The sequence below is a fragment of the Buttiauxella sp. AC038 genome (assembly GCF_979253565.1).
The window spans coordinates 1,881,491-1,899,330 of sequence record NZ_CEEDCQ010000001.1; the positions used below are offsets into that span (position 1 = coordinate 1,881,491).

General features: G+C 58.6%; 6 protein-coding genes. All 6 read left to right on the forward strand.

Annotation, left to right across the window (positions count from 1 at the left end):
- The first annotated feature begins 60 nt into the window (after positions 1–60).
- The 6 genes from AC0IXI_RS08990 to AC0IXI_RS09015 all read left to right on the forward strand — a co-directional run bounded on the left by AC0IXI_RS08990 (position 61) and on the right by AC0IXI_RS09015 (position 17,809).
- Positions 61–14,010, forward strand: coding sequence for a YadA-like family protein (locus tag AC0IXI_RS08990; protein ID WP_471683219.1), 13,950 nt, complete (start codon positions 61–63; stop codon positions 14,008–14,010).
- Between the two features lie 84 nt (positions 14,011–14,094).
- Complete coding sequence (locus AC0IXI_RS08995) at positions 14,095–14,904, forward strand: OmpA family protein (protein ID WP_243839639.1); 810 nt, start codon at positions 14,095–14,097, stop codon at positions 14,902–14,904.
- Between the two features lie 8 nt (positions 14,905–14,912).
- The gene (locus AC0IXI_RS09000; protein ID WP_471682285.1) at positions 14,913–15,764 is read left to right on the forward strand and encodes a hypothetical protein; all 852 of its coding nucleotides are present in this window, start codon (positions 14,913–14,915) and stop codon (positions 15,762–15,764) included.
- Positions 15,765–15,958: 194 nt separating this feature from the next.
- Positions 15,959–16,495, forward strand: coding sequence for a hypothetical protein (locus tag AC0IXI_RS09005; RefSeq protein ID WP_134186448.1), 537 nt, complete (start codon positions 15,959–15,961; stop codon positions 16,493–16,495).
- A gap of 88 nt (positions 16,496–16,583) precedes the next feature.
- Positions 16,584–17,174, forward strand: a complete 591-nt coding sequence (locus tag AC0IXI_RS09010) for a hypothetical protein (protein WP_134186450.1) — start codon at positions 16,584–16,586, stop codon at positions 17,172–17,174.
- A gap of 50 nt (positions 17,175–17,224) precedes the next feature.
- A complete protein-coding gene (locus tag AC0IXI_RS09015) occupies positions 17,225–17,809 on the forward strand; it encodes a hypothetical protein (RefSeq protein WP_471682286.1) in 585 nt (194 codons plus the stop codon).
- Positions 17,810–17,840 lie beyond the last annotated feature (31 nt).

Consider the following 17,840-nt stretch of genomic DNA (forward strand, 5'->3'; position numbering starts at 1 on the left):
AATACCACCGGCTCTATTGCTATTGGATCTTTTAGTACAGCCAAGAGTACCGGTATCGCGATGGGATATCAATCCCAGGCGGCGTCGGCAGGCGCTATCGCTCTGGGTGCCGACACAAAGGCCAGTGGCAGAAGAAGTATGGCTCTGGGTATCAACTCAAATGCCAGTGTTGATTATGGTATGGCGTTAGGCTCTTACTCAACAACTAGCGCGATTGGCGGCGTGGCATTGGGTCATCGTTCCCAAGCAACTACGGATGCTGGCATTGCTGGTTACCAGTCAGCCGGTGCCAGCGCTGCACAAGCTGCCGCTATTACCGCCACCACCAGCACGCAGGGTGCTGTTTCTGTGGGGGATGCATCAAGTAATTTATTCCGCCAGATTAACGGCGTGGCTGCAGGCACCATGGACAGCGATGCGGTAAACGTGGCGCAACTGCGCGCGCTGGCCGAAACCCCGCTCAAATACTTCCATGCTAACTCCACCGACACGGATTCGTTGGCCTCCGGGCTGGATGCGGTGGCCATCGGCATGGGTGCGGTAGCCAGTGCCGATAACAGCGTGGCGCTGGGCGCCGGTTCACTGGCGAATGGCAACACGCTATCTCACCAGGCGTATCTGGTGGGCGGCACGGCAACGGGTGAAGTGAACGTCGGCGACCGCCGGATCACCGGGCTGTCTGCCGGTGCGGATGATACAGATGCGGTGAACGTGGCTCAGCTCAGAGCGGTGAGTGCGGGAGCCGTGGGCGATGCGGTGATGTATGACAGCACGGCGCATAACCGCGTGACGCTGGGCGGCGATACCTATAACAGCGACACACAAACTGGCGGCGCTAAAATCACCAACGTGGCGAACGGCACTGCACCAAGCGATGCGGTGAATTTCTCACAGTTAAACACCATTTACACCACCGGCACTAAATATTTCCATGCTAACTCAACTGGTGACGATTCGCAGGCGACCGGGGCGGACGCTATCGCAGTCGGCCAGGCGGCCCAGGCCAGTGGCGTGGATAGTATGGCTCTGGGGGCTGCCAGCCAGGCATCAGGGGCGGGATCGTTTGCGGCCGGGTATACCGCCAAAGCGCTGACAAAAAACGATATTGCAATAGGCACCAATGCCTCTGCCAGTGGATCTCTTGCTGATTCTGACGTTAACTATGATTTGTCCTCTATTGCCATCGGCAGGAACAGCACAGCATTGTCTCTGTTCTCTCCTGGAGTGGGGGCAATAGCTGGAGGAGGGCAGATTGCAATTGGGGATTCCGCTACCTCACTAGGACACGCCTCCATCGCATTAGGTGTCGGTGCTACTAGCGGCAATAGCGTTAGCGCGGCTTTCAATATAGCGATTGGCTTGAACGCTCGTGCTATTAATGCAAACGATACGGCTATAGGTGATTCGGCCAATGCTACAGGTTTCTATTCGTTAGCATTAGGAACACGTGCTAAAGCTAGCGGCCATTCTAGCATGGCCATGGGCCTGAATGCGGAAGCGAGTGGTTTGGATGCGACAGCAATTGGTCGTTTTTCTTACGCTTCAGGAGCTCGAAGTGTTGCCCTTGCGGGGGAAGCGAGAGCTTCTGGCGATACTAGTATGGCATTAGGCTATACATCCATGGCCTACCGTGATGGCAGTGTGGCGCTAGGCAGTGGCTCGATCGCGAACAAGGCGGCGGGGATTGCCGGATTTATACCGGCAGGCACTAACGCCGAGCGGACTGCCGCGATCGCTGCGACAACCAGCAACCTGGCGGGTGTGTCCGTGGGGAATGCCGATTACGGTCAGTTCCGACAGATCCATAGTGTGGCGGCAGGTGCCGCAGATAGCGATGCGGTAAACGTGGCCCAGTTGAAGGCTACCACCGCTGATATAGTGCTGTATGACAACAGCGCGCACAACAGCGTAACGCTGGGCGGCTCCGGGGCAGCAGCGCCGGTGGCGCTGACCAACGTGGCGGCTGGTTCTACGCCAAACGATGCGGTGAACTTCTCGCAGCTGAATTCCATCGACACCACAGGTACTAAATATTTCCATGCCAACTCCACCGGCACGGATTCGTTTGCTTCAGGTGCGGATGCGGTAGCGATTGGTATGGGGGCCATTGCCAGTGCCGATAACAGCGTGGCGCTGGGCGCCGGTTCGCTGGCGGATGGCAGCACGCTGTCTCACCAGGCGTACCTGGTAGGTGGGACCGCACGAGCCGAAGTGAACGTAGGCGATCGCCGGATCACCGGGCTGTCTGCCGGTGCGGATGATGCAGATGCGGTGAACCTGGCTCAACTCCGGCAGGTGACTGCAGGCTCGGTGGCCGATGCGGTGGTATATGACAGCACGGCGCACAACCGGGTGACGCTGGGCGGTACCGGAGCAACGGCACCGGTGGCGCTGACCAACGTGGCGAACGGCGTGGCGGCAAGCGATGCGGTCAACGTCTCGCAGCTGACCGAGCTGACCAACACCGGCACCAAATACTTCCACGCCAACTCCACCGGCACCGACTCGGTTGCTTCTGGTGCAGACGCGGTGGCCATCGGCATGGGCGCGGTTGCCAGTGCCGATAACAGCGTGGCGCTGGGTGCCGGCTCGCTGGCGGACGGCAGCACGCTGTCCCAGCAGGCGTATCTGGTGGGCGGCACGGCAACAGGTGAAGTGAACGTCGGCGACCGCCGGATCACCGGGCTGTCTGCCGGTGCTGCGGGCACCGATGCGGTCAACGTCGCCCAGCTGATGGAAGTGGCCACCGGCTCGGTGGCGGATGCGGTGATGTATGACAGCACGGCGCACAACCGGGTGACACTGGGCACCACCGGGGCAACGGCACCGGTGGCGCTGACCAACGTGGCGGCCGGCGCGCTGACCACCACCAGTACCGATGCGGTGAATGGTTCACAGCTGTTCGCCACCAACCAGGCCATCGACGGTCTGCAGACCGGCAGCGTGCTGTATGACACAAACCCGGACGGCAGTCCTGACTACAGCAGCGTCACCCTGGGCGGCGACAGTTATAACGCCACCACCCAGACCGGCGGCACGACCCTCACCAACGTGGCGAACGGCGTGGCGGCAAGCGATGCGGTCAACGTCTCGCAACTGACGGCGCTGACCAACACCGGTACCAAATACTTCCACGCCAACTCCACCGGCACCGACTCGTCGGCCACCGGGCAGGATGCGGTGGCGATCGGCATGGGTGCGGTTGCCGATGTGGCGCGCAGCGTGGCGCTGGGCGACGGCGCTAAAACCCAGGCCGCGGTGGGCACGCGCAGCGTGACCCTGAACGGTACCGAATACCTCTTCGCCGGTCAGGCCCCGGTGGGAACCGTCAGCGTGGGCGATGTGGGTGCCGAACGGACCCTCACTCACGTGGCGGCCGGGCGGCTGAGCGACAGCAGCACCGATGCCATCAACGGCTCGCAGCTGTTCGCCACCAACCAGGCCATCGACGGCCTGCAGACCGGCAGCGTGCTGTATGACACAAACCCGGACGGCAGCCCTGACTACAGCAGCGTCACCCTGGGCGGCGACAGTTATAACGCCACCACCCAGACCGGCGGCACGACGATCACCAACGTGGCGAACGGCGTGGCGGCAAGCGATGCGGTCAACGTCTCGCAGCTGACGGAAACCAATAACAACATCACCGAATTGGGTGATGACATCACCACTATCTACGGCCGTGGCATCAAATACTTCCACGCCAACTCCACCGGTGCCCTGGCATCGGCGACCGGGCAGGACGCTGTGGCGATCGGCATGGGTGCGGTTGCCGATGTGGCGCGCAGCGTGGCGCTGGGCGACGGCGCTAAAACCCAGGCCGCGGTGGGCACGCGCAGCGTGACCCTGAACGGTACCGAATACCTCTTCGCCGGTCAGGCCCCGGTGGGAACCGTCAGCGTGGGCGATGTGGGTGCCGAACGGACCCTCACCCACGTGGCGGCCGGACGGCTGAGCGACAGCAGCACCGACGCCATCAACGGCTCGCAGCTGTTCGCCACCAACCAGGCCATCGACGGCCTGCAGACCGGCAGCGTGCTGTATGACACAAACCCGGACGGCAGCCCTGACTACAGCAGCGTCACCCTGGGCGGCGACAGCTACAACGCCACCACCCAGACCGGCGGCACGACGATCACCAACGTGGCGAACGGCGTGGCGGCAAGCGATGCGGTCAACGTCTCGCAGCTGACGGCGCTGACCAACACCGGCACCAAGTACTTCCACGCCAACTCCACCGGCACCGACTCGTCGGCCACCGGGCAGGATGCGGTGGCGATCGGTATGGGCGCGGTTGCCAGTGCCGATAACAGCGTGGCGCTGGGTGCCGGCTCGCTGGCGGACGGCAGCACGCTGTCCCAGCAGGCGTATCTGGTGGGCGGCACCGCGACGGGTGAAGTGAACGTCGGCGATCGCCGGATCACCGGGCTGTCTGCCGGTGCTGCGGGCACCGATGCGGTCAACGTCGCCCAGCTGATGGAAGTGGCCACCGGCTCGGTGGCGGATGCGGTGATGTATGACAGCACGGCGCACAACCGGGTGACACTGGGCACCACCGGGGCAACGGCACCGGTGGCGCTGAGCAACGTGGCGGCCGGCGCGCTGACCACCACCAGTACCGACGCCATCAACGGCTCGCAGCTGTTCGCCACCAACCAGGCCATCGACGGCCTGCAGACCGGCAGCGTGCTGTATGACACAAACCCGGACGGCAGCCCTGACTACAGCAGCGTCACCCTGGGCGGCGACAGCTACAACGCCACCACCCAGACCGGCGGCACGACGATCACCAACGTGGCGAACGGCGTGGCGGCAAGCGATGCGGTCAACGTCTCGCAGCTGACCGAGCTGACCAACACCGGCACCAAATACTTCCACGCCAACTCCACCGGCACCGACTCGTCGGCCACCGGGCAGGATGCGGTGGCGATCGGCATGGGTGCGGTTGCCAGTGCCGATAACAGTGTGGCACTGGGCGCCGGCTCGCTGGCGGACGGCAGCACGCTGTCCCAGCAGGCGTATCTGGTGGGCGGCACGGCAACAGGTGAAGTGAACGTCGGCGATCGCCGGATCACCGGGCTGTCTGCCGGTGCTGCGGGCACCGATGCGGTCAACGTCGCCCAGCTGATGGAAGTGGCCACCGGCTCGGTGGCGGATGCGGTGATGTATGACAGCACGGCGCACAACCGGGTGACACTGGGCACCACCGGAGCAACGGCACCGGTGGCACTGACCAACGTGGCGGCCGGCGCGCTGACCACCACCAGTACCGATGCGGTGAATGGTTCACAGCTGTTCGCCACCAACCAGGCCATCGACGGTCTGCAGACCGGCAGCGTGCTGTATGACACAAACCCGGACGGCAGTCCTGACTACAGCAGCGTCACCCTGGGCGGCGACAGCTACAACGCCACCACCCAGACCGGCGGCACGACCCTCACCAACGTGGCGAACGGCGTGGCGGCAAGCGATGCGGTCAACGTCTCGCAGCTGACGGAAACCAATAACAACATCACCGAATTGGGTGATGACATCACCACTATCTACGGCCGTGGCATCAAATACTTCCACGCCAACTCCACCGGTGCCCTGGCATCGGCGACCGGGCAGGACGCGGTGGCGATCGGCATGGGTGCGGTTGCCGATGTGGCGCGCAGCGTGGCGCTGGGCGACGGCGCTAAAACCCAGGCCGCGGTGGGCACGCGCAGCGTGACCCTGAACGGTACCGAATACCTCTTCGCCGGTCAGGCCCCGGTGGGAACCGTCAGCGTGGGCGATGTGGGTGCCGAACGGACCCTCACTCACGTGGCGGCCGGGCGGCTGAGCGACAGCAGCACCGATGCCATCAACGGCTCGCAGCTGTTCGCCACCAACCAGGCCATCGACGGTCTGCAGACCGGCAGCGTGCTGTATGACACACTGCCGGACGGCAGCCCTGACTACAGCAGCGTCACCCTGGGCGGCGACAGCTACAACGCCACCACCCAGACCGGCGGCACGACCCTCACCAACGTGGCGAACGGCGTGGCGGCAAGCGATGCGGTCAACGTCTCGCAGCTGACGGAAACCAATAACAACATCACCGAATTGGGTGATGACATCACCACTATCTACGGCCGTGGCATCAAATACTTCCACGCCAACTCCACCGGTGCCCTGGCATCGGCGACCGGGCAGGACGCGGTGGCGATCGGCATGGGTGCGGTTGCCGATGTGGCGCGCAGCGTGGCGCTGGGCGACGGCGCTAAAACCCAGGCCGCGGTGGGCACGCGCAGCGTGACCCTGAACGGTACCGAATACCTCTTCGCCGGTCAGGCCCCGGTGGGAACCGTCAGCGTGGGCGATGTGGGTGCCGAACGGACCCTCACTCACGTGGCGGCCGGGCGGCTGAGCGACAGCAGCACCGACGCCATCAACGGCTCGCAGCTGTTCGCCACCAACCAGGCCATCGACGGCCTGCAGACCGGCAGCGTGCTGTATGACACACTGTCGGACGGCAGCCCTGACTACAGCAGCGTCACCCTGGGCGGCGACAGTTATAACGCCACCACCCAGACCGGCGGCACGACCCTCACCAACGTGGCGAACGGCGTGGCGGCAAGCGATGCGGTCAACGTCTCGCAACTGACGGAAACCAATAACAACATCACCGAATTGGGTGATGACATCACCACTATCTACGGCCGTGGCATCAAATACTTCCACGCCAACTCCACCGGTGCCCTGGCATCGGCGACCGGGCAGGATGCGGTGGCGATCGGCATGGGTGCGGTTGCCGATGTGGCGCGCAGCGTGGCGCTGGGCGACGGCGCTAAAACCCAGGCCGCGGTGGGCACGCGCAGCGTGACCCTGAACGGTACCGAATACCTCTTCGCCGGTCAGGCCCCGGTGGGAACCGTCAGCGTGGGCGATGTGGGTGCCGAACGGACCCTCACTCACGTGGCGGCCGGGCGGCTGAGCGACAGCAGCACCGATGCCATCAACGGCTCGCAGCTGTTCGCCACCAACCAGGCCATCGACGGTCTGCAGACCGGCAGCGTGCTGTATGACACACTGTCGGACGGCAGCCCTGACTACAGCAGCGTCACCCTGGGCGGCGACAGCTACAACGCCACCACCCAGACCGGCGGCACGACGATCACCAACGTGGCGAACGGCGTGGCGGCAAGCGATGCGGTCAACGTCTCGCAGCTGACGGAAACCAATAACAACATCACCGAATTGGGTGATGACATCACCACTATCTACGGCCGTGGCATCAAATACTTCCACGCCAACTCCACCGGTGCCCTGGCATCGGCGACCGGGCAGGACGCGGTGGCGATCGGCATGGGTGCGGTTGCCGATGTGGCGCGCAGCGTGGCGCTGGGCGACGGCGCTAAAACCCAGGCCGCGGTGGGCACGCGCAGCGTGACCCTGAACGGTACCGAATACCTCTTCGCCGGTCAGGCCCCGGTGGGAACCGTCAGCGTGGGCGATGTGGGTGCCGAACGGACCCTCACCCACGTGGCGGCCGGGCGGCTGAGCGACAGCAGCACCGACGCCATCAACGGCTCGCAGCTGTTCGCCACCAACCAGGCCATCGACGGCCTGCAGACCGGCAGCGTGCTGTATGACACAAACCCGGACGGCAGCCCTGACTACAGCAGCGTCACCCTGGGCGGCGACAGTTATAACGCCACCACCCAGACCGGCGGCACGACCCTCACCAACGTGGCGAACGGCGTGGCAGCAAGCGATGCGGTCAACGTCTCGCAGCTGAGCGAGCTGACCAACACCGGCACCAAGTACTTCCACGCCAACTCTACCGGCACGGATTCGGTTGCTTCTGGTGCAGACGCGGTGGCGATCGGCATGGGCGCGGTTGCCAGTGCCGATAACAGTGTGGCACTGGGCGCCGGCTCGCTGGCGGACGGCAGCACGCTGTCTCAGCAGGCGTATCTGGTGGGCGGCACGGCAACGGGTGAAGTGAACGTCGGCGACCGCCGGATCACCGGGCTGTCTGCCGGTGCTGCGGGCACCGATGCGGTCAACGTCGCCCAGCTGATGGAAGTGGCCACCGGCTCGGTGGCGGATGCGGTGATGTATGACAGCACGGCGCACAACCGGGTGACACTGGGCACCACCGGGGCAACGGCACCGGTGGCGCTGAGCAACGTGGCGGCCGGCGCGCTGACCACCACCAGTACCGATGCGGTGAATGGTTCACAGCTGTTCGCCACCAACCAGGCCATCGACGGTCTGCAGACCGGCAGCGTGCTGTATGACACACTGCCGGACGGCAGCCCTGACTACAGCAGCGTCACCCTGGGCGGCGACAGCTACAACGCCACCACCCAGACCGGCGGCACGACCCTCACCAACGTGGCGAACGGCGTGGCGGCAAGCGATGCGGTCAACGTCTCGCAACTGACGGCGCTGACCAACACCGGTACCAAATACTTCCACGCCAACTCCACCGGCACCGACTCGTCGGCCACCGGGCAGGATGCGGTGGCGATCGGCATGGGCGCGGTTGCCAGTGCCGATAACAGCGTGGCGCTGGGTGCCGGTTCGCTGGCGGACGGCAGCACGCTGTCCCAGCAGGCGTATCTGGTGGGCGGCACGGCAACAGGTGAAGTGAACGTCGGCGATCGCCGGATCACCGGGCTGTCTGCCGGTGCTGCGGGCACCGATGCGGTCAACGTCGCCCAGCTGATGGAAGTGGCCACCGGCTCGGTGGCGGATGCGGTGATGTATGACAGCACGGCGCACAACCGGGTGACACTGGGCACCACCGGGGCAACGGCACCGGTGGCGCTGAGCAACGTGGCGGCCGGCGCGCTGACCACCACCAGTACCGACGCCATCAACGGCTCGCAGCTGTTCGCCACCAACCAGGCCATCGACGGCCTGCAGACCGGCAGCGTGCTGTATGACACAAACCCGGACGGCAGCCCTGACTACAGCAGCGTCACCCTGGGCGGCGACAGTTATAACGCCACCACCCAGACCGGCGGCACGACCCTCACCAACGTGGCGAACGGCGTGGCAGCAAGCGATGCGGTCAACGTCTCGCAGCTGACGGCGCTGACCAACACCGGTACCAAATACTTCCACGCCAACTCCACCGGCACCGACTCGTCGGCCACCGGGCAGGATGCGGTGGCGATCGGCATGGGTGCGGTTGCCAGCCACAGCAACAGCGTGGCACTGGGTGCCGGTTCACAGACCGCGGCGGCGGTCGGCACGGCCGGGGCCACTATCGGTGGCAACGACTACCTCTTTGCCGGGACGGCGCCGACCAGCACCGTCAGCGTGGGCGATGTGGGTGCCGAACGGACCCTCACTCACGTGGCGGCCGGGCGTCTGAGCGACAGCAGCACCGATGCCATCAACGGCTCGCAGTTGTTTGCCACCAACAGCCAGGTGGATATCAACACCACCGATATCAGCAACCTGGGCGATAACATCACTAACCTGGGCGATAACATCACTAACCTGGGTGATGACATCACCACTATCTACGGCCGTGGCATCAAATACTTCCACGCCAACTCCACCGGTGCCCTGGCATCGGCGACCGGGCAGGACGCGGTGGCCATCGGCATGGGTGCGGTCGCCGATGTGGCGCGCAGCGTGGCGCTGGGCGACGGCGCTAAAACCCAGGCCGCGGTGGGCACGCGCAGCGTGACCCTGAACGGTACCGAATACCTCTTCGCCGGTCAGGCCCCGGTGGGAACCGTCAGCGTGGGCGATGTGGGTGCCGAACGGACCCTCACCCACGTGGCGGCCGGGCGGCTGAGCACCACCAGTACCGACGCCATCAACGGCTCGCAGCTGTTCGCCACCAACCAGGCCATCGACGGCCTGCAGACCGGCAGCGTGCTGTATGACACAAACCCGGACGGCAGTCCTGACTACAGCAGCGTCACCCTGGGCGGCGACAGTTATAACGCCACCACCCAGACCGGCGGCACGACCCTCACCAACGTGGCGAACGGCGTGGCGGCAAGCGATGCGGTCAACGTCTCGCAACTGACGGCGCTGACCAACACCGGTACCAAATACTTCCACGCCAACTCCACCGGCACCGACTCGTCGGCCACCGGGCAGGATGCGGTGGCGATCGGCATGGGCGCCATTGCCAGTGCCGATAACAGTGTGGCACTGGGCGCCGGCTCGCTGGCGGACGGCAGCACGCTGTCTCAGCAGGCGTATCTGGTGGGCGGCACGGCAACAGGTGAAGTGAACGTCGGCGATCGCCGGATCACCGGGCTGTCTGCCGGTGCTGCGGGCACCGATGCGGTCAACGTCGCCCAGCTGATGGAAGTGGCCACCGGCTCGGTGGCGGATGCGGTGATGTATGACAGCACGGCGCACAACCGGGTGACACTGGGCACCACCGGGGCAACGGCACCGGTGGCACTGAGCAACGTGGCGGCCGGCGCGCTGAGCACCACCAGTACCGACGCCATCAACGGCTCGCAGCTGTTCGCCACCAACCAGGCCATCGACGGCCTGCAGACCGGCAGCGTGCTGTATGACACAAACCCGGACGGCAGCCCTGACTACAGCAGCGTCACCCTGGGCGGCGACAGCTACAACGCCACCACCCAGACCGGCGGCACGACGATCACCAACGTGGCGAACGGCGTGGCGGCAAGCGATGCGGTCAACGTCTCGCAGCTGACGGCGCTGACCAACACCGGTACCAAATACTTCCACGCCAACTCCACCGGCACCGACTCGTCGGCCACCGGGCAGGATGCGGTGGCGATCGGCATGGGCGCCATTGCCAGTGCCGATAACAGTGTGGCACTGGGTGCTGGCTCGCTGGCGGACGGCAGTACGCTGTCTCATCAGGCATATCTGGTAGGCGGCACCGCGACGGGTGAAGTGAACGTCGGCGAACGTCGTATTACCGGGCTGGCTGCAGGTGCAGATGATACAGATGCGGTGAATGTGGCGCAGTTGAGCACGCTTAAGAACCATTACTACAGTTTCAACGATGCGGAAAACCGTGGTTTTAACTACGACAACGAGGGAGCCACAGGTGTTAACTCCATTGCTGCAGGTATCAATGCTGCAGCGACAGGCGAAGCGGCTGTTGCGACTGGTGTGAATGCAGAAGCAAACGGGGATCACTCTATCAGTCTGGGCTATGGCACCACCGTTAATGGGGCGCGTTCAGCAGCGATTGGTGATCCAACAGTGGTTAATGGTGATGACAGTTACTCCCTGGGCAACGAAAACCGAATCGATTCCAACAAAGTCTTTGTCATGGGCAACAACGTTACGGTTGGCGCAGGATTAGACGGATCGGTGGTTTTGGGTGATGGGTCTTCCGTCAACGCTGCTGTGGCAACGTCGGGCATTACGCTCAACGGCACTGACTATCTGTTTGCCGGTGTTGCCCCGACCAGCTCGGTCAGTGTAGGCAGCCTTGGGGCAGAACGTACTATTACCAACGTGGCGGCAGGTCGTTTGAGTGGTATCAGTACCGATGCGGTAAACGGTTCGCAACTGTTTGCCACCAACCAGGCAATCGACGGTCTGCAAACTGGCAGCGTGCTTTACGACACGCACGTAGATCGCACCACGAACCACAACAGCGTGACGCTGGGTGGCGACACCTACAACAGCGTAACGAAAACTGGCGGTACCCGGATAACTAACGTGGCGAACGGTGTTGCGCCGAGTGATGCGGTGAACTTCTCGCAGTTGACGGAAACCAACAACAGTATCACTAACCTGGGCGATAACATCACTAACCTGGGTGATGACATCACCACTATCTACGGCCGTGGCATCAAATACTTCCACGCCAACTCCACCGGTGCCCTGGCATCGGCGACCGGGCAGGACGCGGTGGCCATCGGCATGGGTGCGGTTGCCAGCCACAGCAACAGCGTGGCACTGGGCGCCGGTTCACAGACTGCGGCGGCGGTCGGCACGGCCGGGGCCACCATCGGCGGCAACGACTACCTCTTTGCCGGGACGGCGCCGACCAGCACCGTCAGCGTGGGCGATGTGGGTGCCGAGCGCACCCTGACCCACGTGGCGGCCGGACGGCTGAGTGGCAACAGCACCGATGCGGTCAATGGCTCGCAGTTGTTTGCCACCAACAGCCAGGTGGATATCAACACCACCGATATCAGCAACCTGGGCGATGACATCACCAACCTGGGCGATGAGGTGACCAATATCTTCGGGCAGGGCATCAAGTACTTCCATGCCAACTCCACCGGCGCCCTTGCATCGGCGACCGGGCAGGATGCGGTGGCGATTGGTATGGGTGCCCTTGCCAGTGCAAACAATAGCGTGGCGCTGGGGGCGGGTTCACTGGCGGATGGTAGCACCTTGTCTCATCAGGCGTATCTGGTGGGCGGTACGGCAACAGGTGAAGTGAACGTCGGCAATCGCCGGATCACCGGGCTGTCTGCCGGTGCGGAAGATGCGGATGCGGTGAACGTGGCTCAGCTCAGAGAGGTGACTGCAGGATCGGTGGCCGATGCGGTGATGTATGACAGCAGTGCGCACAACCGCGTGACGCTGGGCGGCAGCAGGGCAACGGCACCGGTGGCGCTGACTAACGTGGCGGCTGGGGCACTGACCAGTACCAGTACTGATGCGGTCAACGGTGCACAGCTGAAGTCCACCAATGATCAGGTGGATATCAATACCACTAACATTGCGAATCACACTGTCGATATCAGAGGGCTGAAACAAGATGCACTGCTGTGGGATACCTCGCTGGGTGCGTTCAGTGCCAACCATACAGGAAGTGGACCAAATAAGATCACCAATGTGGCTAAGGGGACCTTGAGTGAAACCAGTACTGACGCAGTAAACGGTGCGCAACTGTATGCGGTTAACAATAACGTGACCAATCTGGAAAACGTTATCAACAATCTGAGGCCGACAGATGTGAAGTACCTGAAGGTGAACTCCAGCAGCACCGCATCGGTGGCTACGGGGTCTGAAGCGATAGCCATTGGGCCGGATGCGGTTGCCTCCGGGAACAGTTCTATCGCTTCTGGTAAAGGTGCTCAATCTTCAGGTCTGAGTTCTATTGCGATGGGTACGGAAGCCAATGCCAGTGCCGATGGCAGTATTGCTACCGGTAATCATGCCAAAGCATCTGGCCTGGATAGCGTGGCAATAGGTAACAGTGCGAATGCCACAGCCTCCAACGCCGTTGCCTTGGGTGCCAACTCGGTGGCGGATCGTGCTGATAGCGTGTCGGTTGGTGCGGCAGGTAAAGAGCGCCAGATTGTCAACGTGGCAGCAGGGACCAGGGATACCGATGCAGTAAACCTGGCCCAGTTGAATAAGGTGACCGGAGATATCACCAACATCGATAATACGGTGAACAATATCTCTAGCGGTACCGACGGCATGTTCCAGGTGAACAATACCGATGGCTTACCAAAACCTGTTGTGGAGGGCAAAAACGCATTGGCCGGTGGTGCCGGTTCTGCAGCCAGCGGTGATAACAGTATGGCGGTTGGGACTAGCGCGAAATCGAGCGGGGTAGATTCAGTCGCACTGGGGAATTCTTCTTATGCAACCGCGAAAAACTCGGTGGCATTGGGGGCTAACTCTGTAGCGGATCGTGAAAATACCATTTCTGTTGGTTCTGTTGGTTCAGAACGTCAGATAGCAAATGTGGCAGCAGGGACTCAGGGCACCGATGCGGTCAACGTGACTCAACTCAATAGCAGTATTAGCAATGCGAATAACTACACGGATAACAAGTTCAGCTCACTGAAAAATATGATTGACGATAACAAGGACAAAATGAGCGCCGGTGTTGCGGGTGCCATGGCGATGGCCAGTTTGCCACAACCTTATTCACCAGGTGCAAGCATGGTGAGCATGGGCGGGGCGACTTTCCAGAATCAGTCCTCTGTTGCGTTAGGCGTCTCCACTATCTCTGATAACGGCAAGTGGGTAACTAAGTTCTCAGGGAGTACCAATACCCAGAATGATCTCGGTGTGTCTGTCGGTGTGGGCTACCAGTGGTAATTCGTCAAACGTCGTAGTATCGGCAGGCGATATCCCCGGCATTCGCCGGGGGTATCCCGTAAATCTATTGAAGTGAGAATAATCATGTTAGTGAAATCGAAGCAAATACATTGGGCATTAATACTGGGTGGCGTGTTGTTGTTGTCGGGGTGTACCCGTTCCGTAAGCGATGTGGCAGACAACGGCACAACAGCGATCCCGGTGTTCCCAAACCCTGACTGTGCGGTTAAACGTGAAGGCAGCTTTGTTAATCTGGATAACTTGCAACAGGTGAGGAAAGGTAATACCAAAGCACAGATTTATGAAATGCTGGGTACGCCGCACTTCTCTGAAGGTGTGTTAAAGGTCAAAGAGTGGAACTACATTTTCCACTTTACGAAAGCCGATAAGTCGGTTTTAACCTGCCAGTATAAAGTGCTGTTTGATAGCAAAATGACAGCGCAGAGTTTCTACTTTTTACCAGAAAACTGTTTATCGCAGTTGGACGTGAAACCTGCCAGACCTTCAGTGGTGCGCCAACATCAGGAGCTAAGCGGTGAAGGGTTATTTGCTTTTGGCAGTGCAATGCTGCTGCCGGGTGGGGTTGCCCAGATTCAGGCGCTGTCTGCCAATCTGCAAACACAACCGCTGGCAGGTAAACGTGTGACTGTCGTTGGTCATACAGACCGTTTTGGTCCTGCCGCGAGTAATCAGCGTTTGTCACTGGCGCGGGCAAATTCTGTAAAGCAGCAGATGGTGGTTAATGGTATTCCCGCCTCGATGATTGATACCCGCGGTTTGGGAGCCAACGAACCACGTGTTTATTGCCCTGGCAGTAAAACCCCAGCGGTTATCGAGTGCCTGGCACCGAACAGACGTATCACCGTGGATGTTGAAAGCGTTAAAGGCGAGTGAGTTTTATCATGAAGGCGTTCGGTAATGTTTTAAAGGCCGTCATTGGCGGTCTTATATGGCTAAGTAGCCTCCAGGTGTTTTCAGCGCCAGCAGATTTGCGCGTAAAAACCATCAGTGTGCCCGTTTATAATTTAATTACCGAGACATTGATTGATATTACGCCGCGGATAAAAGGTGAGCGCAATGAGTTTATGATGCAGTTAGTGTGCGATCTGGCGCGTGACAGTAAAAGTCAGGAGGCGGTTAATGCGATACTCACGGAAAACAACCTTAATCCAGAGAGCATTCCTGCAAAGGGCAGTTCGTTGTCACTGCTGGTAAACAATGATAAACCCCAGCAGCAAGCCGCCTGCGCCAGTTTTATAGCAACATCATTATTCTTCCCTGTGGATAATAGTGTGCTTTTTGAAACGAAAAAAGATGAGAAGGGTAAGGACGTCACGACACTGGATTCGGCGGGGTTTGCCCGGGAAATGAAAGTGAGGATGTCGATTGCCCAAGCGACAGCACAATTTTATGCCGTGATCGCCAATAACCTGAAAAAAGAAAAGAATATGACGTGGGTAGATTATCAGAAGGATGTAGCCAGTATTACCGCAGACTACGCGCCTGAGTATTTACGTTCTATAAAGCGAATTTTTGCTGCTAATCAGGCGACGTACACCCCGCGGGACATTACCGTCGGTGGTTATGATGTACAAGACAGTAATGGTCGTCGGCTTATTCAAAATAGCATGGAGTCACTTTTGGTATCACGTGGGGTTGACTGGTTAGGAAACGGAAAAATTATGGGTAAGGAGTACTTTGTTGATATTCAGGTTATTGATTCTGCGGCGAAGGTGAAATCCGGGAAGAAATAAAGAATACTATTTTTTTACCCGTTTTTAAATAAACCCAATAAGCGTTTTCTTGTTTGGGAAGGATAGTTACGTTTTAAGTACGGTGTATATCCTGTTTGATTAAGGATGCCATCCTCACCCCGGCGTAAAGTGTTGCAGGTTAAAGATATTTGTAATGTTTGTGTTCAACTATAAAACCAGTAAGGAAGTTGGAAATGAAGATCAGTTTAAAAAATGTTTTATTTGGAGTGTTTGCGCTTGTTTTTGCTGCATCTGCAATGGCGGGGCAAGGTAAAACGCAAAGGGTGGAGGTATTAGATAAGTTAGTGTCAATAGAGATGCCTGCGACATTCAAGGCGACGAAAATACCCGAATCAGATATCAAAAGTTCAACCTATAAACTTCCTCCGGAAGCTTACACTCACGTAAAAAATGCTGCTAATTTTGTTTTTAGCTACACCACGAGAAAGGTTGCTGACAATCAACTTGATGCTTTTGCGGAGAAAATGAATCAGATGTTGGCAAAGCATTCTCCAAAAGTGAGTAAGTTAAAAATAAATGGCCAACAAGCACAGCTCATTGACTATGTCGCACCTGCAACAGATGGCTTAAATGTACACTCTCTTATATTGGCAATGTCCGTCGACGGAAATTTGTTGATGGTCACATTTAATACCCCTGAAGTGCAGGCTTCAACATTTTTGGCTGTAGGGCGTGAGGCACTACTTTCTATTAAGGTAAATAAAAAGTAGTGGAAAAAAGGCATCAGGGGATTGTTATCCTGGTGCCGTTTTTACTGACGAAAATAGAAAAGGGAATAAGATGCAACAGAGGACTAAGATGGCAACCGATGTGATTACGCTACGAAAAGAGCAGCGGGCGGCTATCGGAACAGCGGGAGTGTTACGTTCGCTGCGAAATATCGTGAAAGTAATCAGCATTATGGGGGCTGTTATTTCTCTGATTGTTATCTTTTTTGCAGTGAAAGGATATTATTCATTACCGTCTGCAGATGACTATGTGGATAAAGGAATCTATACCTTTATGCCATCACGAACCTACACCATGCAGGAGAAATATAAAATTAAAATTTCTCGCAGTTGGCAGGAACGTTCCAGATCGGTGAATGTCGTGGAATATCGCGCGCATAAAGACGGTTATCGTCATCTCGTGAAAGTAGATTCAAAAACTGACGGGCAGAACCTTGTGCGTGAGCACGTTGCTATCCAAAGAAAAATTTTCTCACTTAAAAACACCAAGGATTTTATTACGGTAGGGTCAGAAGAAACAACGGTTAATTATACAAACCGTGCTCGCTTAAAATATATTTTATTTTTCTCTGCGAGTGCCTTCTATTTGTGCGTTTTTGGTGGGTTGTATTATTTTAAGAATCGGAAAGCAAAGCAGACTGTTACGATTGTTTCGCGGTAAGAATGCGTCTTTGCGGTTGATAATGAATGTTAGTCAAAGAGGATGTTGAAATGAAGAGAGTTGATGTTGCTTATGTTGGTAAATGGGTTGTTGGGTTTTTAGTCATTGCTATTGCTGTGTTAGCGGTTATTATTTTTTTCATTTTCGAAATGATTAATATGAATTTGTTGCTCTTGATAGTGGCTATCTCCTTTGCTTTGGCAATAGTGATTATCCCTGCGGTCATGGGGAATATAATGAAGAAGAGTGCTATCGCGTTGGAGAAGGAATTTCCCTCACAAGGATTCATCTATCAACAGAAGTACGTTTCCAATAATGCAGTTTTCTACATTGATATTGATGGTCGCCTTGGTGTTGTGTGGAAATATAATCCGACACAATTTTCCCTTGTCGATGTTTCTAAGATTACTGACATAAGAACCAATAATGGTAAACAGCTGAGGGGCACGTCACTGGTAAGTTGCCAATTTAAGCTCGATGGTCGGAAATTTAAAATCTATACGCTGCGAGTTTCTAATGGACAGCTTGCTATGACAGACGAAAAAGTAATAAAAGCAATCTCAAAAGCCGATAGGCTGGGTGAGGTTCTGGAGATTGCTAAGCAAAATGCTGCGAAAAAAACCAGCATGCAATAAAGAAAGTAATTGATCATATCAAGAAGAGGTA